Origin of the sequence: Cohnella suwonensis, from assembly GCF_042655365.1 — a bacterium.
Lineage (GTDB): Bacteria > Bacillota > Bacilli > Paenibacillales > Paenibacillaceae > Cohnella > Cohnella suwonensis.
Genome location: NZ_JBHSMH010000049.1, coordinates 55,587 through 81,486 on the forward strand (window position 1 = coordinate 55,587; position 25,900 = coordinate 81,486).

The window sequence follows — 25,900 nt, forward strand, 5'->3', positions numbered from 1 at the left end:
AACCGGGAGGAAGAATCGGTGGCGACTGTTATTGCTGCGGTAGAAGAAAGAACGGCCGGCAATCGGCTTTCGAAGAAAGTAAAGGATCATTTTTGGGCTGTACTATTTCTGCTTCCGGCGATCGTCATTTTCTGTATATTTTTGTGGACGCCGATCGTGAAAGGAATGGTCTACAGCTTTATGAATGTCGATTTCGTGAACGGGAGCACATTCGTCGGTTTGACGAACTATCGCGAGATTATTGAAAGCAGTACCCTCGGCATATCGGTCCGGAACACTTTGTATTACATGTTTCTCGGCGTGCTGATCGGATTCTGGGTACCGAGTATCGCAGCGATAGCCGTATCGGAGCTTAGATGGTTTCAGGGTACGATGCGCCTGATGGTCTACCTGCCCAACATCGTACCGGCTGTCGTTCTGTATGGGATGTGGCAATGGCTTTACGATCCTCTCGGACCGGCGAATCAAATGCTGTCTGGGTTCGGTATTCACCAAGTCATGTGGCTGACCGATAAAAACACGGCGATGCTCTCTATCGTCATTGCGGAAACTTGGCAAGGGTTCGGAACGGCCGCGCTGATTTATCTGGCCGGCATCGTCGGCATTCCGAAGGATTTATACGAAGCAGCCGAGATTGACGGGGCGGGCGTGCTGCAGCGAATTCGCCATATCACGATCCCAAGCATCCGACATCTGTTTGTGCTCCTGTTCATTTTGCAGATGATCGGAACGTCTCAGGGCTTCCAAACGCACTACGCGTTAACCGGTGGAGGGCCGAATAATGCGACGTTAACTTATATGTACCAGATCATTAACGAAGCGTTCGTCGGATTCAACTTCGGCAAAGCGTCGGCGATGGGCGTACTCATGTTCGTTGTGCTGACGTCGCTGTCGATTATCCTCTATTTCATTCAAGGAAGGAGTAAAGAAGCGTGAAAAAAAACGATCGCGAACGGAGCATCCTTTCGACGTACGATTTACAGAAACCCACAGTTCGTCTTGGTTACGGCGTTATGCTGCTAGGTTTGTTGTTTCTTGCCTTATCCATGTTATATCCGTTCGGCACGACGATCTTCTCCTCGTTCAAGACCAAACAAGAGATTTTTACGTTTCCGCCTTCTTTTCTGCCGAAACAATGGGAGTGGAGGAACTACGCGGAAGGATTTCAATACGTTGATTTGGGACGGGCATTCGGGAACACGCTGATCCTCTATGCCGGGAACGCCATGATTCCGCTTCTCGTCGTGGGGTTTGCGGCATTCAGCCTATCTCAGATGAAGCTTCCGTTTCGCAAAGGCTTTACCTTTTTCTTCATGAGTACGCTGTTGATTCCGAGCGCGACTTACTTGATTCCTAGTTTTCTTAATTTGCAGAGCCTGGGCCTTATCGATTCCTATTGGGCTTTCTGGTTGCCCGCCGGGGCCAATGCCTTCCAAATCTTGCTGCTAAAAAGCTTCTTCGACGGTATTCACAAAGAATTGTTCGAGGCGGCGCGAATCGACGGCGCTTCGGAAATACGCTGCTTCTTTCGGCTCGCGGTTCCGCTGTCGCTGCCCGTCTTTTCGACGCTGCTTATCTTCGCCTTTACCCATACGTGGAATGATTGGTATTGGCCGTCTCTTGTTCTAACGACACAGGAGAAATATCCGGTCGCCTCCGTTGTTTACCGCAACATCATCCAGTCGAGCATCATTCCGTTTAATGTCAAATTCAGCGTGCTGACCGCCGTAATGCTGCCGCCTCTGGTTTTTTTCCTACTCTTCCAGAAAAATATTATGGCCGGCCTGAATCTGTCGGGGGTCAAGGGATAACCGAGGTGAATTCGTCACCACAATCCGAGAATCCGTCATCGATTACAAAACATATCCAAAGTATGATATTTTTGCAAATCAATTTTCGTTATAAAGAAAGGGGAAAATTCAATGAAGCTTTATGGCAGAAAACTCGGAATCATGCTTCTCGTCGCACTGATGGCATTCGTAACAGCCTGCGGAGGGAAAAACAATCAAACGGACGGCTCAAGCCATTCGCCCGCGAAAGCGAGCAGCTCCGCAGAGAACAGCGCGCAGAGCGAGAGTACGGAGAAAGCGACGGAATCGGATCAGAGCAAGCCGGTTACGATGACCGTCCAATACCCTAAATCCGATAATACCGTGGCCATTACGATTACCGATGAGGCAATCAAACGTTTCACCGAGAAATATCCGAATGTAACGATTAAGAAGAACGATTGGCAGTACGCGCCCAATGAAATCGGCATCAAAATGGCTGCGAAGCAGGCGCCATCCTTCTATTCTACTTTCGCGACGGAAGGCAAGACGCTGCTCGAGAAGGGATGGGCCACGGACCTGACGCCATTCTTGGCAAACTATGAGCACGCAACCGATTTCAATGAAACGCTCACAGCGCCGTTTACCTTTAACGGGAAGCTTTACGCCATCCCGCGCGATGCCTATATCATGACCGTAATGATCAACAAGAAGCTGTTCGAAGCGAAGAACGTTCCTCTTCCTTCGCTGGACTGGACATGGGATGAATTCTATGAAGCGGCTAAAGCGACCGCAGACCCGGCGAAAGGTATCGCGGGCTTCGCCATTATGGCCAAAGGCAACGAGGGCGGCTGGAATTGGACCAACTTCCTGTATCAAGCAAGCGGCGAAGCTGAAACCATTGCGGACGGCAAAGTGAAGTCGGCGTTCAATTCGGAAGCTGGGGTTAAAGCAATGGAATTCTTGAAGAAGTTAAGATGGGAAGCAAAGGCGATGCCGCAAAATTGGGCGCTGAACTATGGCGATACGTATAACCTCTTCAAACAAGGCCGCGCGGCTATCGTCCTGGGTAATACCGTCGAGGATGCCGTGAATAACGGCGGGATGAACAAGGATGATATTATTCTCATGCCGATGCCTTCGATGGAAAAGGGCGGGGAACATGTTGGCGTATTGGGAGGCAACTACACCATTATCAATCCTCAGGAAACGCCTGAAGTGCAGCGAGCGGCCTTTAACTTCGTAACGAACGATCTGTTCGGAGACAGCGGACTGGAAGCGCTGCGAACGGACCTTGCGAGCAGAAAGTCCAAGGGTCAAGTGAAGCTCCCGAAAGTCGCCGAATATTGGAAGTCGGATTCCGATTACGGCATGAAGGTGCAGGCGGTATATGGAGAGTTCCCCGAGGTCGTATACAAATACGATCCGCGGGTGTCGGAGCTGGCGAAGGGCGCTCCCGAGCCGGCCTATAACGGCCAAGATTATTACGCGGCTATCACGAATGTCATGCAAGAGGTGTTCACCGATAAGAACGCCAACGTTAAAGAACTGCTTGACGCTGCCGCACAGAAGTTCGACAACGAGGTCCTTTCGAAGGTGAAAATCGAATAGAAAAGGAAAGGGGCTGCCGTGACCTTGGGCAGCCTCGACGATTGACCAAAATCGAAAAGCGATGATGCAGAATGAATACTCTGCATCATCGCTTTTTCATATTAAAACTGATTTAGCCTCTATTCGTTCTTACCGGCCTTCCGGTGTCAGCAGCCGGATCGTGAGCACGGCGCGGGAATCCGGGTCCAGGTCGATCTTCATCCAGCCTCCGGCGACTTTGGCCGTCAGCACGTTCGTCATGCCGTCTATCGGGATGCCGAGCAGCTTGGCGGCGTCGGCGCCGTCCATGCCGAGCTTCAGTCCGCGAATGTTCGTCTTCGCCGTCTCCGCATACACTTCGACGTAAACGACGGCGAACGCTTCGTCGAAGCCGACCGACAGGCCATCGTATTCCCAGATGACGATCGTGCGGTCGTCGCCGGGCAGCGGATAAGTCTCGATCGGCAAACCGTATTTCTTGACGATCGTTTTGTCCGAATCGCCGAGCTTGACGTTCGCGAGCGAAGGCGCTTTCGGATTATACGTTGACTCCTTCGCCGAATCGGCCTTCGGCGGGGGCGAGTCGAGCTTGGAAGCTTCTGCGGCGTCCGACGGATCGCTTTCTTCTTCGTCGGACGTTCCCGCTTGGCCGCCGGCCGGAGCGGACGGATCCGGGCTAGCTTCCGGCGCCGAGGACAAAGGAGCGGGATCCCCGAATCGGTCGGGCGCGGCATCGCCGTCGGCGGGTCCGGCGATTGGCATATCCGTGTGGACCGCCGTCTCCAGGTTCGTCGGCGGTATAGAAGAGACGGCATCGGGAGGCGTGGCGCTACACGATACTAGAGCGGCGGACAGCAGCAGGACGGCGCCGAGTTTCAGTCGAATCGCCGCGTGATTTGTCATGTCCACCCCTCCTCCATGTATTCATTATATGTATTAAGACATGACAAATCATGGAAAAGTTTCGTCGGCGGAGCGATTTTTCTCGAAATGCTTCTTTTGTCGCACGAGGTCGTCGTTTGTCGCGGAAATCGCGGGACTAAAGTCATGAAACGGGCTTGCGAATAAGACCGAATTGGCTAGCGGTTCCAACTAACCCCGATGTTGCGCGAGCGAAAAGGATATGGTACGTTAAACGGAAAAGAATTCGGGTGGAGGGGATATCATGGACATCCTGAAAGAACGCATATTGAAGGAAGCGAGCGTCATCAACGCCGGGGTGTTGAAGTTGGATTCTCTCCTCAACCACGGCGTGGATCCGCAATTGACGATGGAAATGGGCAAGGAATTCGCCGCGAGATTCTCGGGAGAGAACATCACGAAAGTAATCACGGTGGAATCGTCCGGCATTCCCGTCGCGTTCGCGACGGCGCTCGTGCTGGGCGTGCCTCTCGTGTTCGCCCGCAGGAAGAAGACGCTTCTCGGGGAGCCCGACGCTTATTGCGAACGGGTACCGTCTTTCACGAAAGGCATCGTGACGGATTTGATCGTCTCCCGCCACTTGCTCAGCGCGGACGACTCTGTCCTGTTCATCGACGATATCATCGCCAACGGCGACGCCGCGCGCGGCTTGATCCGGATCATCGAACAATCCGGCGCCAAGCTGAAGGGCATCGGCATCGTGCTGGAGAAATCGTTCCAGGCGGGCGGGCGTACGCTTCGCGATCTGGGTTACCGGGTAGAGACGCTCGTGCGGATCCAATCGCTGGACGACAACACGATCACGTTCGCGGACGAGTAGAAAACCGCGCATATCCTTTCCCAATCGCTTTTTCATATCGTATAATAGTATTTAATCTGCATATGGGGAGGCGAACGGCAGATGGAAAACAGTAACCGGGAGCAATGGTCCCAGGATTTCTTACTGAACAAGCTGGAACAGGCGAAAGTCCATTTCGAGCGTACGATCGATAGCAAGCATACGGAGTTCGACGACCTATACCCTTATATGATCGAGCATCCGCAATTTTTCTGGTATAAACGCTACGTCGCATGGTCCGAATTGCTGACGATCGTTAAGCTGTGCGAAGAGCTCGGCATTCCATGGACGGAACGATTCGCGACCCATCAATCGGAGTACGTGAACAACAGAGTCATGTCCAGCAAGGTACTGGATTACTGGTACGAGACGAACGATACGAGAGAGCACGTCGGCTAACGTTTCCGCCTTGCATGCGCAATACCTATAAGCGAACGAGAAGGAACCCGCATGGACGACCGTCCGGCGGGTTTCTCCTTGAAGGAAGGAGGACGAGTCTCCTATGGTGATTAAGGAAGAACAATTGGACCGCTACCGGCAAGACGGCACGAAAGTCAGAATCGTTCGGGACGCGCTCGAGCTGAACGATGTCATGGGCATCGTCGTCGCGTGGGACGACGAGTACGTGCTCATCCGCAGGCAAAATCGCAAAGTCGTCAAAATCAAAAGGAGCTACGACATGCAACCGGTGACCGAAGAGAGACGGTGGCAGCAGCCGGAGTAGCGTCGGACGTTGCCGAACATTTTACTAATATTATTGTTGACGATGGTTGTCCGAGATGATATGATATATTTCGTTGTCGCGCTTTGATTCTCACTGAGCGGCAAGGAGTATGCGGTCGTGGCGGAATTGGCAGACGCGCTAGATTCAGGTTCTAGTGGTGTAACAGCCGTGGAGGTTCGAGTCCTCTCGACCGCACCATACTTACAAACCCAGGAAGCCTTGCTAAGCAAGGCTTCTTTTCTTTTTATGTTCACGGTTGGCGATAGGTGATCGGCAGGAAGTCATATCCCGAAATATGAGCCCAATAAGGTCGCTCCATTCCGTTAGCGCGCCAACAAAGGTGATTTTCGGCGAATAAGATCTCTAGCTTCCGTTAAGAAGTTCGAAATGCGAGCGAGGGAGCGTTTCGACAAAACGCCTTCAACGCCCAGAGGACTCCGAAGGCGTTTTTTCTTATCAACCGCCACGGTAGTAGAGTTCTATATCGTCGGAATAACGAAAGAGAAGGTCTTAATATTGAAAGCGATAACTCAATTGGATTCAGTACAATATAATCAGGGGTACTTGCGCCACTCATGGGGAGCATGATCTCGCAAGAGAAGTACGAGGCGATTCACAAGGAATTATCCTCCATCCGCGAATGATTTACCGCTTGTGATATAATTCTTGAATACTATCGGCGAAGGGAGAACGATATCGGAATGCGCAGGATCAAACCCTTTATAAACTCTCTTCGCTTCAAGTTTTTTGCCGCCGTATTCGTCATCTTCGTGCCGCTCGTCACCGTTCTGATTATCAACAATTACTATTCCGCGAAGGTCGTTCGTAACCAAGTCGCGCAATCGAACAAAAATATGCTCAGTCTGTATATGGGCCAGATCGATCAGAAATTGCAAGAGATCGACAAGTATTTGACCCATAAGTCGGAAAGCGATCTGGACTTGCTCGATTTGGAATTCCCAAGATCATTGGACGAAGATAGGTACAATCTGGCGAAGATCGGGTTATTCTATAAGCTGAGAGACGAGGCGGGTTATTATCCGATACTCGACTCGTTCTTCGTATACTCCGAGCCTAATCACGATATCATGCTCACTTACAGTTCGTTAGACACCTACCAATCCCGCGAGGGAGTCAGGCAAGAAATGCTGCAAATGATCGAACAGCATAAGAATACGATCGATTACTCGCGATGGCACGTCTGGCACGGCGACAGCGATTACTATGTATTTCATCTGATCAAAACGGGCAATGTTTATTTAGGAGCATGGCTCAATAGCAAAAATTTGATGGTGCCGCTCAACCTGATCGATCTCGGAAAATCCGGCGCGGCGCTGCTTACGACGGACAAATTCGAGCCGATCAGCCATTCGGATCTGATTCGGGACCATAAAATCGATCTGAATTTCCCGGCGGAATCTTACTCGATCTCGGGTAACGGAAACAATCCTTATCTTGTCATGGGCGAGCCTTCCGCCAAAGGCGACTTTAATCTGGTCGCCGTGGTTCCCGACAGCACGATTCTGGAGAGGTTACCTTTTCTGCAGCGAATTTCTTCCATCGTATCGATCGCGGCCGTAATATTTCTACTCCTATTTGTCTTTATGATGAGGATGGTATTCCTGAACCCCGTCAAGCGGATCGTCGTCGCGATGCGCAGGCTGCGGGATGGCAATTGGTACTCCAGACTGGAGCAGACCCGGACTTCGACGGAGTTCGAGATCGTGAACGAAACGTTTAATCGCATGATCGCTGAAATCCATGATCTGAAAATTAACGTATACGAGGAAAAGCTGAATCACCAGCGTGCGGAGTTAAGGCGTCTGCAGCTGCAGATCAATCCGCATTTTTTCCTGAATTCGCTTAATATCATATACAATTTGGCTACCGTCAAGGATTTCGCCATCATTCAGGAAATGACCAAGTGTCTGGTTAACTATTTCCGGTTCATGTTCCGCAGTAATTCCTATTTCATTCCGCTTCGGGACGAATTAGACCACACATCGAATTATTTGAGGATTCAGCAGCTTCGTTTCCCGGATATATTCCAATACCGCGTCGAACAGCCCGAGGAGTTGCTGGATACGGAGGTGCCCCCTCTCATCGTTCAGACGATGGTGGAAAATGCGATAAAATACGCCGTGAACATGGACGAACGGATCCGGATTACGGTCGAAGTAGGCACGGAGAAATCGGGGAGTTCATCCTATATCGTCATTTATATTCGCGATACGGGTCCCGGTTATCCGGAAGAGGTCTTGCAGAGGTTGGAATCGGATGCGGAGTATGCCAACGAGAACGGCGAGCAGATCGGAATATGGAACGCGAGGCGTAGACTGCGTTTGCTGTATGAAAATCGGGCGACCATCGAGTTCTTCAACGAATCCGGCCAAGGCGCGGTCGTTCGGATTCGTCTACCTTTAACGTGAGGTGACGAGAATGTATCAAGCGTTGATCGTCGATGATGAAGTCCATGCGGTGAGAGGATTGCAGGCAGGCGTCCAATGGGAGCGCCTGAATATCGATGCCGTCCATACGGCGCATAGCTTGAAGCAGGCCCAGGAGATATTCGAGTGCCATCCGGTTCATCTGATGGTGTGCGATATCGAAATGCCTCAAGGGACGGGATTGGAATTGGCGGCTTGGGCTAAGGAGCATTATCCACAGACGGAAACGATTTTCCTCACTTGCCATTCGGATTTCAGCTTCGCGAAGCAGGCTATCCAATTGAACAGCTTCGATTATCTGCTCAAGCCGGTGGACTACTCGGAGCTCGAGACCGTAATCGAGAAGGCTCTGGACAAAATGAAAAAGGAAAGCGAGCTTCGTTCCTTCGAGGACACTCACCATCATTACCGCAAACTGTGGGAATCGCATAAGCCGGTCGTAGCCGAGCGGTTCTGGCAGGACCTTATCGAGCAGAAAATTCCTTCCGCCCCGGAGCCGATCCGCGAGCATATGCGGAAGGCCGGGCTTTCTTATCCTGAGACGACTCGTTTTCTGCCGATCTACACGCGCGTTCAAAGATGGTATAAGGAGTTGTCCGACCGGGACGAGCGCATTATGGAATATGCCCTTCGCAATGCATTCGAGGAAAGCTTAAAGCAAATGTCCGGCGCCGCGGTCATTCCGGTTCAGAACGGCTCCTTGCTTACCGTATTGCCCCTTGATCATCCGCTCGACAAGGATGAACAATCCGAGCTCAAGAGAGGATGCGATTCCTTCATTCGGAGCTGCAACCAGTATTTTTATTGCGACATCTGCTGCTATCTCGGCAATCCTGTGCAGCTTCACGAGATGGTCGGGATGCTGCGTTCCCTTCAGCGTCTCGATGAGAACAATGTGACCAAGATCAACCGAGTGTTTACGTTAGGCGACTTCAATAAGTACGCTTCCCCGGTTAAGCCGGCCGCTTTCGGCGATTGGGCGGAGTGGATGAAGCAAGGTGCCCGCGAGAAGCTGGCGAAACAGGTGACGTGTTATTTAGATTCGTGGAAGGAAAAGGAAGGGATCGTCGATTCGCAAACGGTTCATACCTTTTATCAGGATTTTCTGCAAATGATATTCTTCGTCTTGCAATCCAAAGGCTTGCAGGCTAACCATGTGTTCGCGCACAATCTGCTGACCGATAAGCCCAAGTCTGTGCTTAGATCCGTCGATACGCTGCAGGAATGGGTGGGATACGTGCTAGAAGTGGCGATGAACCATATCCATTCTACGGAAGAGAACATGTCCGTCGTGGAGAGAATCAAACGGTTCATCTCCGAACAGATCGGCAAGCAGGACCTCACGCGCGAAGAAATCGCGAATCATGTATTCCTGAATCCGGACTATCTTTCGCGGGTATTCAAGAAAGAAACGGGAATGTCCATCTCGGACTATCTTCAGACGAGACGAATCGAGTATGCCAAACATCTGCTTGCGAACACCAACCAATCCGTTAGCGATATAGCCGTCGCTTCCGGTTATTCCAATCTTTCTTACTTTTCCACCTTGTTCAAGAAGTCAACCGGCTTTAATCCTATCGACTATCGAAGACGAACTCATGCCTAATCGTGAATCAGCCAATTCGGAGCCAATTCGGCGTTATCCGGATTGGCTTTTTATATTCCATCACGTAGACGAAGTCGGAATATCGCAAGTCGGAAGTCGTTTTAGTGGTAAGCGCCCAAGACCCCCATCCCTTACAATGAACCTATATCCGCTAGGAAAGAAGGGAACAACCCATGACTCGGACAGGATGGCAGGGCACATTAAAAAAGCTGAAGCGATACCGGGCATTGTTTCTAATGGTATTGCCGGGAATGGCTTATCTGATCATGAATAATTACATGCCGATGTTCGGCGTAATCATTGCGTTCAAGGATATCAATTACGCCAAAGGAATTCTCGGCAGCGATTGGATCGGATTCAAGAATTTCGAGTATTTGTTCAAGACGGCGGACGCCTTCACCATAACCCGAAACACCTTGCTCTATAACGGATCGTTCATCGTCATCAATACGGTAGCGGCCATTGGGATCGCGATTCTGCTTAATGAAGTGAAGAAAAAGTTCGCGGCCCGTTTTTATCAAAGCATCATTCTTCTGCCATTCTTGATTTCCATGGTTATCGTAGGTTACCTGGTCCTCTCGATGCTGAGCTCGGAGAGCGGCTTCATCAACAAGAACGTACTTCCCATGTTTAGAATGGAGCCGATCTCGTGGTATTTTGAACCGAAGTTCTGGCCTTACATTTTGACGCTCGTGCAAACTTGGAAATATACCGGTTATTTGTGCGTGATCTTCCTCGCCGCGATTATCGGGATCGATAACGAATATTACGAGGCCGCGACCATCGACGGCGCGAGCAAGTGGCGTCAGATCCGCAACATTACGATTCCGTTAATTGCCCCGACGATCACGATCATGACGTTGCTGGCGATCGGCCGTATTTTCTATTCCGATTTCGGCTTGTTCTATCAAGTACCGTTGAACTCCGGACCGCTACAGCCAACCACGGATGTCATCGATACTTACGTCTATCGCGGTCTTATGACTCTGGGCGATATCGGAATGTCCTCCGCTGCCGGATTATACCAGTCATTGGTCGGATTTATCCTCGTTCTGTTATCCAACTACGTCGTCAGTCGCCGCAATCGGGAAAACGCCTTGTTCTAAGCCGATAGGAGGTCATCTGCCATGAAAAACAATCAAATGAACCAGGCTGCCATCCATGCGGTGTTTCTAATCCTGACCGTCGCCTGTCTGTTCCCGTTCTTGCTGCTCTTCATGTCGTCGATTACGTCGGAGAGCGCCATTGTCCTGGACGGATATTCGCTCTTCCCAAGCGAGTTCAGTCTTGAAGCTTATTCCTACCTCTGGACCCAGAGAGGAGCAATGTTCAGTTCCTACGGCATTACGATCAGCATCACCGTCATCGGCACGTTCGTCGGGCTGCTGATCAGCGCATTGCTTGCTTATCCCTTGTCCCGCCATGACATGCCTTTGCGCGGCATCCTTTCCTTCCTCGTATTTTTCACGCTTCTGTTCAATGGCGGCTTGGTGCCGACTTACCTGATTTACACGGAAGTGTTCCATATGAAGAACACGCTTATGGGTCTCATTATTCCCGGACTGCTCACTAACGGATTTTTTATCCTGCTTATCCGGACTTTCTTCAGCAACTCGATTCCGGTTCAAATCATCGAGTCCGCTTACATCGACGGAGCATCGGAATTCAAAATCTTCTATCGGATGGTGCTTCCGCTGTCCCTTCCGATTCTTGCCACAATCGGCCTTATGCTGACGATCAACTATTGGAACGATTGGTTCAACGGTTTGATCTACGTAACGGAGCCTAGACTATTCAGCATCCAGAACCTGCTCAACCGGATGCTGTCCAACATTCAGTTCCTCCAGCAAAACAACATGGGGGGCAACAGTTCGCAAACGGCTGCCAATCTGCCCATGAACTCCGTGCGAATGGCAATGGCTGTCGTAGGTATCGTCCCGCTCGTCTGTATTTATCCGTTCTTCCAGAAATACTTTGTCAAAGGGCTCACGATCGGGGCCGTCAAAGGTTAGGCCATATCTGGACTTCCGTCCGGTTGGTATAGAATAAGAACAAACATTATTTAGGGGGAACACACATGCCAAGCAATTCTAAGGCCGTAATGCTTCTGCTCTCCGTCGTGCTTGTATTGTCTACGTTGCTTTCCGCTTGCGGTAATTCGAACGACGCGAAAGGCAACTCTACCGAGAAGCCAAGCGGCAGCGAAGCTGCTTCAACCGCTTCGGGCGCCGCGAACAACGACAAAGAGCTCGAGCTATTCGTTGCATTTCTGGCAATCGGAAATATGAAAGAAGTAGATCTTATTCAGGAAGAAATCAGCAAAATCACGAAAGCCAAAATCAATGCGACCGTCAAGCTGATGCCGATCGACGTCGGCGCTTGGACGCAGCAAGTAAACCTGTTGCTCGCGGGCAACGAGAATTTGGATTTGCTAGTATCGTCTTCTTTCTTCAATTATAGCTCTCAAGTGGCCAAGGGACAGCTGCTTCCGCTCGACGAGCTTGTGGAGAAGTACGCGCCGACCGTCAAGGATACGATGGAGCCGGCTATCTTTAACGCCACCAAAATCGGCGGCAAAATGTACGGCGTGCCGAGCGTTCGGGATACCGCGGCGGATGAAGGCTTTATCGCCAGAAAAGATTTGATGGACAAGTACAACCTGAATTTCGACAACGTCAAAACGTTCGCGGATATCGAACCGATCCTCAAGACGATCAAAGACAACGAGCCGGGCATATATCCATTGGTGCAACGCGCGCAGACTTTGGCCGTCGCCTCCGAGATCATTCGCAATTTCGTTGACCCGTTAAGCGACTCGAACGGGGTCCTGCTTACGGATAACCAGGATTTGAAAGTCGTTAATCTTTATGAGCAACAGATTTACAAGGATGCGCTGAAGCTGGCCAGAAAATGGTATCAAGCCGGCTATATTATGCCGGACTCCGCAACGACGCAGGAAACGAACAACAGCCTAGTCAAAGCCGGGAAAGGATTCGGATACTTCTCCAATATGAAGCCGGGCTTCGAACAGCAGGAATCGAATCTTCAAGGACATGAAATGATTGCCGTCCGATTGACCAAGCCGCTTTCCACTTCGGATGCGGGTACGGGATTCATGCTTTCGATTCCGAAAAATACCCAAGATGCGGATCGCGCGGCTCAACTGCTGAACCTGATGTATACCGACAAGGACATCGTCAATTTGCTCGATAACGGCATCGAAGGCAAACACTACGTGTCTGCTGGCGACAATCTGATTAAAGTTCCCGAAGGCGGCAGCAACTACGGCTTCAACCAATGGCAAGTGGGTAACAACTCTCTGGCCAAAGTGTGGGAAGGCACGCCTGCCGATATTTGGGAGCAGACGAAGGCGTTCAATAAATCGGCCGTTTTCTCCAAAGCGCTCGGTTTCACGTTCGATGCGTCTCCTGTGAAGACCGAAGTGGCTGCGGTTACTAACGTAAACAATCAATATAAGGCAGGCATTGAGTCCGGCACCATCGATTCTTCCAAACTGGATGAGTACGTGAGCAAGCTGAAGACGGCGGGTCTCGATAAGATCATCGCCGAGAAGCAAAAACAGCTGGATGCATGGGCGAAAGAGAACGGCGTGCAGTAAATCATAACCGATCGAGAGCCTGAATGGTTCCCTTCTTCGAAACCCTGTTTCGGGGGAGGGAATTTTTTAGCCCGCGATGAAAGGAAGGAATCCCATGAAAAGTAAAACGAAGCCGGAACAGATCATCCGATATGTAAGCAATGATAAGGGACCGGTGTTGGGCTATTCGGAAGCTTCCGGAGTCAACACTCTTAAGGTAGACGGGCTCGCGTTCAAGGACCTGAACAAGGACGGCAAATTAGATCCATACGAGGATTGGCGGTTATCCCCCGAGGAAAGGGCCAAGGACCTCGCTTCGAAAATGACGGTCGAGCAAATCGCCGGATTAATGTTATACAGCAGCCATCAGGCCATACCCGGAAATCTCGGTTGGTTCCCGGCCGCGTATGACGGCAAGGCGTTCGGAGAAAGCGGTTCGGAAGTTCACGATCTATCCGATGAGCAGCTTGCGTTTATCGCGGAGGATCATATCCGGCATATTCTGATCACCCGGGTCGAAAGCCCGGAGGCGGCCGCGAGGTGGAACAACAACGTGCAAGCTTATGCCGAGAGCATCGGTCTCGGTATACCGGCCAACAATAGCTCGGATCCCCGCCACGGATCCGACGCCTCCACCGAATTTAATGCCGGCTCCGGCGGCACGATCTCCATGTGGCCGGAAAGCATGGGCCTGGCGGCTACCTTCGATCCGTCCGTCGCGCAACGATTCGGCGAGGTGGCATCCAAGGAATATCGCGCGCTAGGCTTGGCCACGGCGCTGTCTCCTCAAGTCGACATCGGCACGGACCCGAGATGGTTTCGTTTCGGCATGACGTTCGGCGAGGATCCGCAGTTGTCGGCCGATATGGCCCGCGGGTATATCGACGGCTTTCAGTCCGCGGAAGGCGAAGCGGAGATCGCGGGGGGTTGGGGCTATGACAGCGTGAACGCCATGGTGAAGCATTGGCCCGGCGGCGGATCCGGCGAAGCGGGCAGAGATGCGCACTTCGGCTACGGGAAATACGCGGTCTATCCGGGAAACAACTTCGACGAGCATCTGATCCCGTTTACGGAGGGTGCTTTCAAGCTGGCCGGCAAGACCGGGCAAGCGTCCGCGGTTATGCCCTACTATACGATCTCTTACGGGCAAGACACGAAGAACGGGGAGAATGTCGGGAACTCCTATAACTCTTATATCATCCAAGATTTGTTGCGGGAACAGGTCGGTTATGACGGCGTTGTCTGTACGGATTGGGGCATAACGGCCGATGAGGGCGAAGACATTACGCGGCTATTCCCGGGCGGACGAAGCTGGGGCGTGGAAGAAGGCTATACCGTTGCCCAGAGGCATTACAAGCTACTGATGGCGGGAGTCGATCAATTCGGCGGCAACAATGAAATCGGTCCGGTGGTCGAAGCCTATCGCATTGGAGCGAAGGAGCACGGCGAAGCTTTCATGCGCAAGCGATTCGAGCAATCGGCCGTGCGACTGCTCAAGAACATTTTCCGGCTGGGGCTGTTCGAGAATCCGTACTTGAAAGTAGAAGAAACGATCGCAACGGTCGGCAGCGCGGATTTCATGAAGGCCGGTTACGAAGCCCAACTGAAATCGATCGTTCTGCTGAAGAACAAAGGGCAAACGCTTCCCCTCCCGAAGAAGCAAACCGTCTACATTCCCAAGAGATCGCTGCCGGCCGGTACGGATTGGATGGGCATGCCGATTCCGGCTTCCGAGAAATATCCGGTGCACCTCGATATCGTCAGGAATTATTTCCATGTGACGGATCGTCCGGAGAATGCGGATTTTGCGCTTGTCTGCATCGAGAGCCCGCATTCGACCAAAGGCTACAGCAAGGAGGACGCGGAGACGGGAGGAAACGGGTATATTCCAATCAGCCTTCAATATGGCCCTTATACGGCCGAGCACGCGCGCGAGACCAGTATTGCCGGCGATCCTAGGGACGTATTAAACCGTACTTATAAAGGTAAAACGGTTTCCGTATCGAATACTTCCGACTTCGAAATGGTCTTGGCGACGAAAGCCCTGATGAAAGGCAAACCGGTCGTCGTTTCCATGCTTCTGTCCAACCCGGCGGTAGTCGCGGAGTTCGAGGGGGAAGCGGATGTTATCGTAGCGCACTTCGGCGTACAGGATCAGGCGGTCTTGGATATACTGACGGGCGCTGCGGAGCCGCAGGCGTTGCTGCCGTTCCAGATGCCCGCCAATATGAAGACGGTCGAAGAACAGCGCGAAGACGTGCCTCGCGATATGGAGGTTTACGTCGACTCCGCCGGGAACGCTTACGATTTCGCCTTCGGATTGAATTGGGATGGAGTGATCCGTGACGGGCGCACGGCGAAATACGCCAAACATAAATTTGCGGATCAATGAACAGGAGGATGCGGAATGAATCGGGACTTAAAGAAACTAATCGCAGAGATGACATTGGAAGAGAAAGCAGGCATGTGCTCGGGGCTTGATTTCTGGCATATGAAAGGGGTCGAGAGGCTCGGCATCCCGTCGATCATGTTAACCGACGGACCTCACGGGCTTCGGAAACAGCGGGCATCCGCGGATCACCTGGGCTTGTTCGACAGCGTACCGGCAACCTGTTTTCCGTCGGCCGTCGGACTGGCAAGCTCTTGGGATCGGGAGCTGATCGGCAAGGTAGGCGTTGCGCTCGGCGAGGAATGCCAAGCCGAAGACGTGGCCGTTCTGCTCGGGCCCGGCGCCAACATCAAGCGTTCCCCGCTCTGCGGGCGTAACTTCGAATACTTTTCCGAAGATCCTTATCTGTCCTCCCGGATGGCGGCAAGCCATATCCAAGGCGTTCAGAGCCAAGGAGTCGGCACTTCGCTTAAGCATTTCGCCGCGAACAACCAAGAACACCGCCGAATGACCGGAGATTCGGTCGTCGACGAGCGTACGCTGCGGGAAATTTATTTAGCCAGCTTCGAGCTTGCGGTGAAGGAAGCGCAGCCTTGGACGGTGATGTGCTCCTACAATAAAGTAAACGGAACCTATGCTTCGGAGAATGAATACTTGCTGACGGACATTCTGAAAGACGAATGGGGTCATGAAGGGTTCGTCGTTTCCGACTGGGGCGCGGTGAATGAGCGGGCTGACGGTCTGGGGGCAGGACTCGAGCTGGAGATGCCGTCCAGCGGAGGTATGGGCGATCGTAAAATCGCCGAAGCCGTGCGCGGCGGCAAGCTTTCGGAGGAGAAGCTGGACCGGGCGGTCGAGCGTCTGCTGAACATTATCTTCATGGCCGTAGACAACAAAAAAACGGGCGCATCGTATGATGCGGAAGCCCATCACCAACTCGCTCGCAAAGTGGCGCGGGAAAGCATGGTGCTGTTGAAGAACGAAGGCGGCATTCTTCCGCTGCCTAAGGAAGGCAACATTGCCTTGATCGGCGAGTTTGCGGTCAAGCCGCGCTATCAGGGCGGAGGCAGCTCCCACATCAAGCCGACCAAGCTGGAGGAAATCCGGGAAGAGATCATTAAATCCGCAGGAAGCGGCGCGCGAGTCGCTTACGCACGAGGATACGATCTGCAATCGGATGCTTCGGACGACCGGCTTGTCGAAGAAGCGAAGCAAACAGCTTCTCAAGCAGACGTAGCCGTGATTTTCGCAGGATTGCCGGAGCGTTACGAATCGGAAGGCTTCGACCGGACTCATCTTCGTCTTCCGGATAATCAAATCAAGCTAATCCAAGCTATTGCGGAAACGCAAAACAACATCGTGCTCGTCTTGAGCAATGGAGCTCCGGTGGAGATGCCATGGCTTGGCAGCGCGAAGGCCGTGCTCGAAGCCTATCTTGGAGGCCAGGCTCTGGGCGGTGCGATCGCCGACATTCTCTTCGGGGATGTCAATCCGAGCGGCAAGCTGGCGGAGACATTCCCTCGGCGGCTCGAGCACAACCCCTCCCAGCTTAACTTCCCGGGCGAAGGCGACCGCGTCGAGTACAAGGAAGGCTTGTTCGTCGGTTACCGCTATTATGACGCCAAACATATCGAGCCGTTGTTTCCATTTGGTTTCGGATTGAGCTATACGACCTTCGAATATTCTAATCTGGTCATCGGCAAGAAAAGCATCCGCGACGACGAGCAAGTTACGGTGAGCGTGAGCGTGATGAATTCGGGATCGCGCGCGGGCAAGGAAATCGTGCAGCTGTATGTACAGGACGTACAGAGCGAGGTGATCCGGCCGGTCAAAGAGCTGAAGGGCTTCGCGAAGGCGGATCTTCAACCCGGCGAGACGCAAACGGTATCGTTTACGCTGGATAAACGCTCTTTCGCCTACTACAACGTCGATCTAAAGGATTGGCATGTAGAGACGGGCGAGTTCGTAATCGGGGTCGGCCGCTCCTCGCAGGATATCGTGCTGACAGGGACTCTCGAAGTGCAATCGACTGCGGTCATTAAGCCTGTTTATTCGCGCAATTCGACGGTTGGCGACTTGTCCGGCGATCAAAGAGGGGAAGCCGTCATCAAAGAATGGATTCGCCTGACTCCGTTCGGCGCCATGGTCCCCGAAGACGGCGAGGGATCCGAAATGATGGCCGCCATGATGAAGGATATGCCGCTTCGGGGGCTGGTCGGTTTCAGCGGCGGAGCGTTGACCGAAGAAGCGCTGGATGAAATACTCCGGAAGTTGAACGGATAAGGATTAAAGGAGAGGACGATATGACTGTTATGACTGTTACGGAAAAAACCCGAATCGGCGTGATCTTGAAGCAGGAAGCGATGCGGGACATCCTGCTGAGACATATTCCCGATTTGCCGAATAAGCCGCCGCATATTGCGTCGTTGTTAAAGAGCCTGACTTTGGAGCATTATTACCGCTACCACGAGGAGGAGCTTTCGCAGCCGGATTGGATTTCGAACGTCTTGGATGACTTGGCAGGCCTGATTCTCGAAAGCGAGGAACAAGGGGAAGACCCGGTTATCGTGCCGGATGAGCATTACGAGGAAATCTCCGTTGTCCGAGGCACCGCTTCCGTCCTCTCTCCGGAGCAAGCCGGGCTGTGGGACGTATTTGAACTCCAGCTTCGCGGTCCTAGTCATGGCAATCCTTATGTGGATGTTTCGCTGGGTGCCGTGTTCGAGAAGGAAGGCCGCTCCGTGCGAACGGCCGGATTCTATGACGGAGAAGGCGTCTACCGGATCCGGTTCATGCCGGATGCGCAAGGAGAATGGACATACAGCACCTATAGCACGGCACGGTCGCTCGATGGAATCGAAGGCTCTTTCCTCTGTACGGAAGCTTCCGCCGGCAATCACGGCCCGGTGCGCGTGAAGAATACGTATCATTTCGCTCATGATGACGGAACGACCTATCTTCCGATCGGAACGACCTGCTACGCTTGGACTCATCAAGGGGCAGAGCTGGAGGAGCAAACGCTGGAAACGCTCAGGTCTTCCGCATTCAATAAGATGCGGATGTGCGTATTCCCGAAATCGTATCTATTTAATGTTAACGAACCGACCTACAATGCCTTCGAAGGCTCCTTGGAGGAAGGCTGGGATTACACCCGCTTTAATCCGGCTTTCTTCCGCCATCTGGAGAATCGGATCGCCGATCTCGGCAAGCTGGGCATCGAAGCCGACTTGATTCTGTTCCATCCGTATGACAGATGGGGGTATTCCGAGATGAGCCGGACTGCGGACGACCGCTATTTGCGGTATATCGTCGCTCGCTTATCCGCCTATCGGAACGTGTGGTGGTCGCTCGCCAACGAGTATGATTTGATGTGGTCCAAGAGTCCGGAGGATTGGGAGCGCTTTGCAAGCATAGTTACGGAGAACGATCCTTATCATCATCTCATCTCGAATCATAACTGCATGAATTTTTATGATTACAGTAAGCCATGGGTCACGCATTGCAGCATTCAGCGCGTTGATGTTTACAAAACGTCCGAGGCTACGAACGAATGGCGCGAAAAATGGAAGAAACCGATCGTCATCGACGAGTGCGCTTATGAAGGCGATATCGACCATGGCTGGGGCAACATTACGGGCGAGGAGATGACGCGCCGGTTCTGGGAAGGCGCCGTTCGGGGCGGTTATGTCGGGCACGGAGAAACCTATTTGAACGAGGAAGAAGCGTTGTGGTGGTCCAAAGGCGGTAAGCTTCATGGAAGCAGTCCGGCACGCATCGCTTTTCTCCGCAAGATCATCGAAGAAAGCCCGGGCGGCGTGCTGGAGCCGCTCCCATCGGATTGGGATGTCCCGTGCGCGGGAGTATCGAACGAATATTATATCTATTATTTCGGTTTCAATCAGCCGAAATTCCGCAATTTCAGTAGGAAGTCGGGCGTGAGGTATGAGGCGGAAATCATCGATACGTGGAACATGACGATCGAGAAGCTTCCGGGCATCTATGAGGGGGCGTTCAAAATCCAGCTTCCGGGGACGCAATTCATGGCGGTTAGATTGACGAAGATTCAGTAGGGGGGGGTGACCTTGAAGCAAGTCAAAGGAGTAAATTTAGGCAACTGGCTTGTTCTGGAGAAGTGGATGAGCCCGACCATGTTCGCCGGAACGGAATGCGAAGACAAGACATGGCTTTGCAGAACCTTGCCCCATGAGATTAAAGTCGATAGATATATCCAACATAGATCTACCTACATTACTGAGCGCGACTTTGCGTATATAGCCAGTAAAGGATTAAATACCGTCCGTATCCCCGTTCCCTATTTTATCTTTGGAGATGTAGAACCATTCGTAGGCTGTATCGAATATTTGGACAAGGCATTCGACTGGGCGGAGAAATACGGTCTTCAGATTCTGATTGACCTGCATACGGCTCCCGGGAGCCAGAATGGATTTGATAACGGCGGTATCTGCGGGGTGTGCAAGTGGTGTCAAAATCCGGATGATGTAGAGTTCGTGCTGACGGTACTGGAACGAATGGCGCAGCGTTACGGAACGAGAGAAGGACTATGGGGGATCGAGATCCTCAACGAGCCGATATCCGAGGAATTGTGGAACCTTGTAGATATTCCGAATCGTTATCCGGCGGTCGATAAGGAAGAGGCGGCGGGATCCGGAGGAGTGCCAAGCGATTTCCTGCGCGTCTTCTATGTAGACGCATACCGGAGAATGAGAAAGCATTTGCCGGAGGAGAAAGTTGTCGTAATCCATGACGGATTCAGGCTTCGCGAGTGGAAGGATTTCATGAGAGAAGAGGAGTTCGTCAACGTCGTTCTGGATACGCACCAATATCTTATGGTTGCGGAAATCATGGGCTGCGCTAACAATCCGGAAGCCTACGTCGAATTTATCGAGAAGAACTTCGCAAAAGACGTTGCCGAAATGCAGGAGTATTTCCCGGTTATCGTCGGCGAGTGGTGTATCTTCAATAACGCAGACGGTTTGAAAGAAATGAACGCAGAAGAACGAAAGTCGCTCTATCAGAAAATTGCCGATTCGCAGCTATCCGCCTGGGACAAGGGGCAGGGCTGGTTCTACTGGAGCTACAAGTTGCTGCTTGATACGGTACATGATTCAAAATCGGAGGGCTGGGACAGCTGGGATATGGGCAAGAGCATGGACCAAGGCTGGTTGCGAAATAAGTATTGATTTCAAAAATCGTGAAAACGAAGAAATGGCGGCGTTAGGGGGGGTACCCCTGCGCCGCCATTTTTCGAAATCGGTCAACTGCTGCTTCGCTCAGAATGCTAGAAGGCTAATGCCGAGGGAGTCTTGTCAAGAAAGATCCTCGCGACGTTGACGCTCGCGGACCGAACTTGCTATAATGCATGATAGAATGGATTATCGATAATATTATCGATAATCAAGAGCGAGGAGGGGACGACATACTCTTTCGGTTGGACGAACGAGGCACTTCGTTAAGCGAGCAAGTGTATTTGGCGCTTCGGGAATCGATCGTTCGGGGCGAGCTTTATCCGGGGTATCGGCTTCTCGTGCTCGAGATCGCGACCGCGCTGAACGTCAGCCAAGCGCCCGTACGGGAAGCGATGGAGCGTCTGAAGCAGGAAGGGTTGCTCGTCGGCAAAGCGAACAAAGGGTCGATCGTCTCGGAGATGAAGCAGGAGGAGATCGAGGAACTCTACGCGTTACGGGAATTGATCGAGCGGGACGCGGTGCGCAAGGCGATTCCGAAACTGGCCTCGGGCGATTACGAGCGATTGGAATCGATCTACGAAGACATGCGCGCCGCGGCGAAGGAAGAGGACTTGTTTCGGTTCATCGACGTGGACATGGCCTTCCACGGCTATTTCTTCGAGAAGGTCGGCAACCGGACGATCTTGCAGCTCTGGCAACAGATCGCGGCGAAGCTCAAACGTTTCTTGGCGATTACGAACAAGCTGTATTTTCCCGATCTGCTGTCGATTGCCGAAAGCCACGCGCCGCTCATCGAGGCGCTGCGAAGCGGGGACGAGGCGGTTATCGAGCAACGGTTCGTCGGGCATATGAAGGAAGTCTGGTGGCGAATGGATCGCAATCCTCAATGATAACGCACAAAAGGGAGGTCACTGCACGATGTCGCAACAAGGGATTCATGCGTTATCCGCGTTCGTTCCGGAAGTCGTCACGTTCGGCGAAACGATGGCTCTTCTGATGGGCGGGACCAAAGGAATCGAACATAGCGGCAGTCTGGACAAATCGTTCGGAGGCGCCGAAAGCAACGTCGCGATCGGATTGGCTCGTCTCGGCCACCGGGTCGGATGGTTCGGCGCGCTCGGCGACGATCCGATGGGCCGGATGATCGTGAAGGCGATCCGCGGAGAAGGAGCGGACGTCTCGCGGGCGACGCTCGCTGGCGACGCGCCGACGGGATTGATGCTGCGCGAGCAGCTGTCCGGGAAGACGTCGGTGTATTACTACCGCAAGCTGTCCGCCGCGAGCCGAATGCGGCCGGAACGGCTGGACGAGGGCTACATCGCTCAAGCCCGCTATCTTCATCTGACGGGCATTACGCCCGCGCTTAGCGAGAGCTGCGGGCAGACCGCGCTCGAAGCCGTCCGGATCGCGAAGTCGAACGGCGTCAAGGTCGTCTTCGATCCGAACTTACGGCTGAAGCTGTGGAGATTGGACGAGGCGAGGGTATCGCTGCTCACGATTGCGGAGGAAGCGGATTATTTCCTTCCGGGGCTTGACGAGTTGAAGCTGTTGTACGATACGGACGATTTCGCTGTGATCGTAGAGCGTCTTAGGAGGTTGCCAGGTCAATCGATCGTAAAGGGCGGAGATGACGAAACCTACGTCATCGGCAAAGACTCGGTGACGGCGGTACCTTACTTCAAGGCTAAGCATGTCATCGATCCGATCGGGGCGGGAGACGGATTCTGCGCCGGATTTATTTCCGGCTTGCTGCGCGGGTTCGATCCGGTAGAATCGGTACGGCTAGGCAATCTCGTCGGCTCCTTGGTCGTTCAGACGGTCGGCGATTGGGAAGGGCTGCCGACCCGCGCGGAAGTCGACGCCGCGTTGAACAACATCGCGCACATCGAAAGATAACTTCATTTAACAAGGGAGAGGAAGACGGTTAATGAATAAGCTACGCACGATACAAAGCATCGTCGATCACGGCATCGTCGCCGTACTTCGGGGGAAGGACGCGGACGAAGTCGCCGAAATGGCGGAACAAGCGATCGCGGGAGGCATTAAGGCGATCGAAATCACGATGACGGTGCCGTCGGCGCTGAAGGCGATCGAGAAGCTGGCTGCGAAATATTCGAGCAAAACGACCGACCCGGCTAAATTCGCGATCATCGGCGTCGGTACGGTGCTCGATCCCGAGACGGCTCGCGCGGCCATTCTGAGCGGTTCGGAATTCGTCGTCGGACCGGCGCTGAATCCGGCTACCGTGGCGCTGTGCAACCGATACCGCGTTCCGGTCATGCCAGGCGTTATGACGATCAAGGAAATCCAAGAAGCGCTCGAGCTCGGCGTCGATATCGTCAAGCTGTTCCCAAGCACGACGACTTCCATGATCAAGGCGATCAAAGGCCCTTTGCCGCAGGCGAACGTCATGCCGACGGGGGGCGTCACGCTGGATAACGTCGGCGAATGGATCGCGGCGGGCGCGGTCGCCGTGGGCATCGGCTCGGATCTGACGGCGGAAGCGACGAAGAAGGGCGATCTCGGCCTTGTCGCGAAACGAGCGGCGCAGTACACGGAAGCGTTCAAGCAGGCGAAAGCGATCGGTTAAAAATATCGCTGCGATTCAGACAGAAGAGCCGTCCTTGGTCCTTTGTAGACCAAGGAGACGGCTCTTCTTACGATTAATAGAAGAGATTCGTCTGCTTCAGCAAGCGATAGATGACTGCTGCGGTCGCTTCTCGTCCGCCGGACTACTTGGCCGACAATGCTGTTTTACACATATCCGTTTTACCGTTCGCAATCCAGTTACTTTGTCCGGAGCAGTAGCTCCTTGCGATCTGCCCCGCACGTGAAGCAGTTACTTCGCCCGACGCATTAACTCCCTGCTCGGAGACCCGTTCGAGCACCAGTTAATTCGCCCGATGCATTAACTCCCTGCTGAGAGAGCCGTTCGAGCACCAGTTACTTCGCCCGACGCATTAACTCCCTGCTCGGAGACCCGTTCGAGCACCAGTTAATTCGCCCGACGCATTAACTCCCTGCTCGGAAACCCGTTCGAGCACCAGTTAATTCGCCCGACGCATTAACTCCCTGCTGAGAGCCCCGTTCGAGCACCAGTTACTTCGCCCGACGCATTAACTCCCTGCTCGGAGACCCGTTCGAGCACCAGTTAATTCGCCCGACGCATTAACTCCCTGCTCGGAAACCCGTTCGAGCACCAGTTAATTCGCCCGACGCATTAACTCCCTGCTGAGAGCCCCGTTCGAGCACCAGTTACTTCGTCAAACAAAAATCCATGTGATCTGCCCCGTTCGTTAGCAATTGCCGTGTGTTATTCCCGGGCAATCGCTTACGAAAAAGCGAGACCACCATCCGATAAGGGGATAACCGTCAAAATGACCGTTATCAATAAACAAACGTCATCTTATTGGATGGTTAACGGTTATTTTGGCGGTTAAAGTTCCCATTTGCCTAGTCTATTTGGGGTTGTAGAGGACTTAACGGTCAAGATGACCGTTATGTATGGGGGGAAGGATTTTCTGAACAGTTATAACGGTCAAAATGGCAGTTATCGCATCCGTCGACTTGAGCGAAACGATTCCTGCCGATACAGCGATTTCGTAAGCGATTGCCCTGTGTGTTATTCATAACGTGTTGACACCGTTCCGCGTATGTGATAAATTATATTTCGCTGACGTCAAACCGTAGTCGGCAACACAGTGTGCGGTCGTGGCGGAATTGGCAGACGCGCTAGATTCAGGTTCTAGTGGTGTAACAGCCGTGGAGGTTCGAGTCCTCTCGACCGCACCAACCCATACAATCCCGGGAAGCCTTGCGATGCAAGGCTTCTTTTTTATGTTATCCGGGAAATGCGCGCACCCTTCTTCTGGGCGGGCATACCCTGTTTGCGAAGGGCGAATGCCCAATAAGCGAACAGAAGGTGGGCTTCGATGGCAGTTTCCTACATCGATTTCACGTCGCCGAACATGCAATTTACTTGCGACGTCAACAAAAATCCAGCTTACGTCAAAGACGATCGAAATCGGATCAACGCCCTTGGCGTCGATCAGCTTAACTCGCTCGGCAACGCTTCGATTCTCGACATATACTTGAGCAAAGGGAACATCGTCGAGCCGCACATTCATCAGAACGCGACGGAGCTCGTGTATTGCGTCTCGGGCGGCGCGATCGTATCGATGATCAATCCTTTCGCGAAGAAGCTTCTTAATTACCAGATCGGACCCGCGCAAGTCGCCAACGTGCCGCAAGGCTGGTGGCATTATGAAATAGCCACCGTGGATCAGACGCATCTCATCGCCATATTCGACGCGCCGGCGCCGGAATTCATTTCGGGATCCGATATTCTCAGGCTAACGCCGCCGAACGTGCTCGCGTATTCGTATGGCCTGGACGAAGCGACGGTGAAGGCGGCTCTCTCGCCGATCAAAGAGACGGTCGTCATCGGGCCGCCCGCCGGATTGGTGCCCGCGCAAGCGCAAGCGCACTCGCAGCGTCAGGAGCCTGTCCCGCAACCGTACCCCGCGGGTCATCCGCAGCCGTACCCTGCGGGACGGCAGCAGCCCGCTATCTCGTATAGCGGTCAACCGCAGCGGTTGCCGCGCGAGTACGCGACGGAATCCTATCCGGGTCTCGGCTACCCGGGGACGTCATACGACGGAAGAACGCCGTCTCCGCGATAAACGTAAAACGAACGCCCCGCCGGCCTCGGTGGAGGCCACTGAAGAACTTACGATTTTTCGAAGTAAGAAATAATGATTAAACGAAAAGACGACTTTTCATCCCATTTATTGGATGAAAAGTCGCCTTTT

At 52.9% G+C, this 25,900-nt stretch carries 20 protein-coding genes and 2 tRNA genes; 21 read left to right on the plus strand and 1 reads right to left on the minus strand.

All coding sequences use genetic code 11. From position 1 onward, the window contains the following. Positions 1-18 precede the first annotated feature (18 nt). From ACFPPD_RS15115 to ACFPPD_RS15125, 3 genes are all read left to right on the plus strand, one after another. Positions 19-936, plus strand: coding sequence for a carbohydrate ABC transporter permease (locus tag ACFPPD_RS15115; RefSeq protein ID WP_378082567.1), 918 nt, complete (start codon positions 19-21; stop codon positions 934-936). Continuing rightward, positions 933-1,811: a carbohydrate ABC transporter permease gene (locus ACFPPD_RS15120; protein ID WP_378082569.1), complete on the plus strand. Its 879-nt coding sequence runs from the start codon at positions 933-935 to the stop codon at positions 1,809-1,811. The genes ACFPPD_RS15115 and ACFPPD_RS15120 overlap by 4 nt, the downstream gene beginning before the upstream one ends. Positions 1,812-1,922: 111 nt before the next feature. Continuing rightward, positions 1,923-3,380 (plus strand): ABC transporter substrate-binding protein, encoded by a 1,458-nt coding sequence (locus ACFPPD_RS15125; protein WP_378082570.1) that lies wholly within the window; start codon positions 1,923-1,925, stop codon positions 3,378-3,380. Positions 3,381-3,509: 129 nt separating this feature from the next. Here ACFPPD_RS15125 and ACFPPD_RS15130 read toward each other — a convergent pair whose 3' ends face one another. After that, on the minus strand, positions 3,510-4,262 hold the full coding sequence (locus ACFPPD_RS15130) for a hypothetical protein (protein WP_209749400.1): 753 nt from the start codon (positions 4,260-4,262) through the stop codon (positions 3,510-3,512). Positions 4,263-4,524: 262 nt separating this feature from the next. On the opposite strand from ACFPPD_RS15130, the gene ACFPPD_RS15135 reads away from it, so the two are divergent. The 18 genes from ACFPPD_RS15135 to ACFPPD_RS15220 all read left to right on the plus strand — a co-directional run bounded on the left by ACFPPD_RS15135 (position 4,525) and on the right by ACFPPD_RS15220 (position 25,771). Continuing rightward, entirely contained in the window at positions 4,525-5,100 is a 576-nt protein-coding gene (locus tag ACFPPD_RS15135) for a xanthine phosphoribosyltransferase (RefSeq protein ID WP_209749401.1), read from the plus strand. Positions 5,101-5,181: 81 nt separating this feature from the next. Next, positions 5,182-5,517 (plus strand): hypothetical protein, encoded by a 336-nt coding sequence (locus tag ACFPPD_RS15140; protein ID WP_209749402.1) that lies wholly within the window; start codon positions 5,182-5,184, stop codon positions 5,515-5,517. A 106-nt stretch (positions 5,518-5,623) separates the two neighbouring features. After that, the gene (locus ACFPPD_RS15145) at positions 5,624-5,842 is read left to right on the plus strand and encodes a hypothetical protein (RefSeq protein ID WP_209749420.1); all 219 of its coding nucleotides are present in this window, start codon (positions 5,624-5,626) and stop codon (positions 5,840-5,842) included. A 111-nt stretch (positions 5,843-5,953) separates the two neighbouring features. Further along, positions 5,954-6,040 (plus strand) — tRNA-Leu (locus ACFPPD_RS15150). Between the two features lie 503 nt (positions 6,041-6,543). Further along, positions 6,544-8,271 carry a sensor histidine kinase gene (locus ACFPPD_RS15155; protein ID WP_209749403.1) on the plus strand — a complete coding sequence of 576 codons (1,728 nt, stop codon included), beginning with the start codon at positions 6,544-6,546 and terminating at the stop codon, positions 8,269-8,271. A 10-nt stretch (positions 8,272-8,281) separates the two neighbouring features. Then, positions 8,282-9,895 carry a response regulator transcription factor gene (locus ACFPPD_RS15160; protein WP_209749404.1) on the plus strand — a complete coding sequence of 538 codons (1,614 nt, stop codon included), beginning with the start codon at positions 8,282-8,284 and terminating at the stop codon, positions 9,893-9,895. Between the two features lie 173 nt (positions 9,896-10,068). After that, positions 10,069-11,001: an ABC transporter permease gene (locus tag ACFPPD_RS15165; RefSeq protein WP_209749405.1), complete on the plus strand. Its 933-nt coding sequence runs from the start codon at positions 10,069-10,071 to the stop codon at positions 10,999-11,001. Positions 11,002-11,022: 21 nt separating this feature from the next. Further along, positions 11,023-11,907: a carbohydrate ABC transporter permease gene (locus ACFPPD_RS15170; protein WP_209749406.1), complete on the plus strand. Its 885-nt coding sequence runs from the start codon at positions 11,023-11,025 to the stop codon at positions 11,905-11,907. Positions 11,908-11,972: 65 nt separating this feature from the next. Continuing rightward, positions 11,973-13,514, plus strand: a complete 1,542-nt coding sequence (locus tag ACFPPD_RS15175; RefSeq protein ID WP_209749407.1) for an ABC transporter substrate-binding protein — start codon at positions 11,973-11,975, stop codon at positions 13,512-13,514. 94 nt (positions 13,515-13,608) lie between these two features. Next, the gene (locus ACFPPD_RS15180) at positions 13,609-15,885 is read left to right on the plus strand and encodes a glycoside hydrolase family 3 protein (protein ID WP_209749408.1); all 2,277 of its coding nucleotides are present in this window, start codon (positions 13,609-13,611) and stop codon (positions 15,883-15,885) included. A 15-nt stretch (positions 15,886-15,900) separates the two neighbouring features. Continuing rightward, positions 15,901-18,165: a glycoside hydrolase family 3 C-terminal domain-containing protein gene (locus tag ACFPPD_RS15185; RefSeq protein WP_209749409.1), complete on the plus strand. Its 2,265-nt coding sequence runs from the start codon at positions 15,901-15,903 to the stop codon at positions 18,163-18,165. 29 nt (positions 18,166-18,194) lie between these two features. Further along, a complete protein-coding gene (locus ACFPPD_RS15190; RefSeq protein ID WP_209749421.1) occupies positions 18,195-19,952 on the plus strand; it encodes a DUF5605 domain-containing protein in 1,758 nt (585 codons plus the stop codon). Between the two features lie 12 nt (positions 19,953-19,964). Next, positions 19,965-21,083 carry a glycoside hydrolase family 5 protein gene (locus tag ACFPPD_RS15195; RefSeq protein WP_378082576.1) on the plus strand — a complete coding sequence of 373 codons (1,119 nt, stop codon included), beginning with the start codon at positions 19,965-19,967 and terminating at the stop codon, positions 21,081-21,083. A gap of 179 nt (positions 21,084-21,262) precedes the next feature. Beyond that, the gene (locus ACFPPD_RS15200) at positions 21,263-21,979 is read left to right on the plus strand and encodes a GntR family transcriptional regulator (RefSeq protein WP_378082577.1); all 717 of its coding nucleotides are present in this window, start codon (positions 21,263-21,265) and stop codon (positions 21,977-21,979) included. 28 nt (positions 21,980-22,007) lie between these two features. Continuing rightward, positions 22,008-22,985: a sugar kinase gene (locus tag ACFPPD_RS15205; protein ID WP_209749411.1), complete on the plus strand. Its 978-nt coding sequence runs from the start codon at positions 22,008-22,010 to the stop codon at positions 22,983-22,985. Positions 22,986-23,016: 31 nt separating this feature from the next. Next, positions 23,017-23,679, plus strand: coding sequence for a bifunctional 2-keto-4-hydroxyglutarate aldolase/2-keto-3-deoxy-6-phosphogluconate aldolase (locus ACFPPD_RS15210; protein WP_209749412.1), 663 nt, complete (start codon positions 23,017-23,019; stop codon positions 23,677-23,679). A 1,115-nt stretch (positions 23,680-24,794) separates the two neighbouring features. Further along, positions 24,795-24,881 (plus strand) — tRNA-Leu (locus tag ACFPPD_RS15215). 140 nt (positions 24,882-25,021) lie between these two features. Further along, entirely contained in the window at positions 25,022-25,771 is a 750-nt protein-coding gene (locus ACFPPD_RS15220; RefSeq protein WP_209749413.1) for a cupin domain-containing protein, read from the plus strand. Positions 25,772-25,900 lie beyond the last annotated feature (129 nt).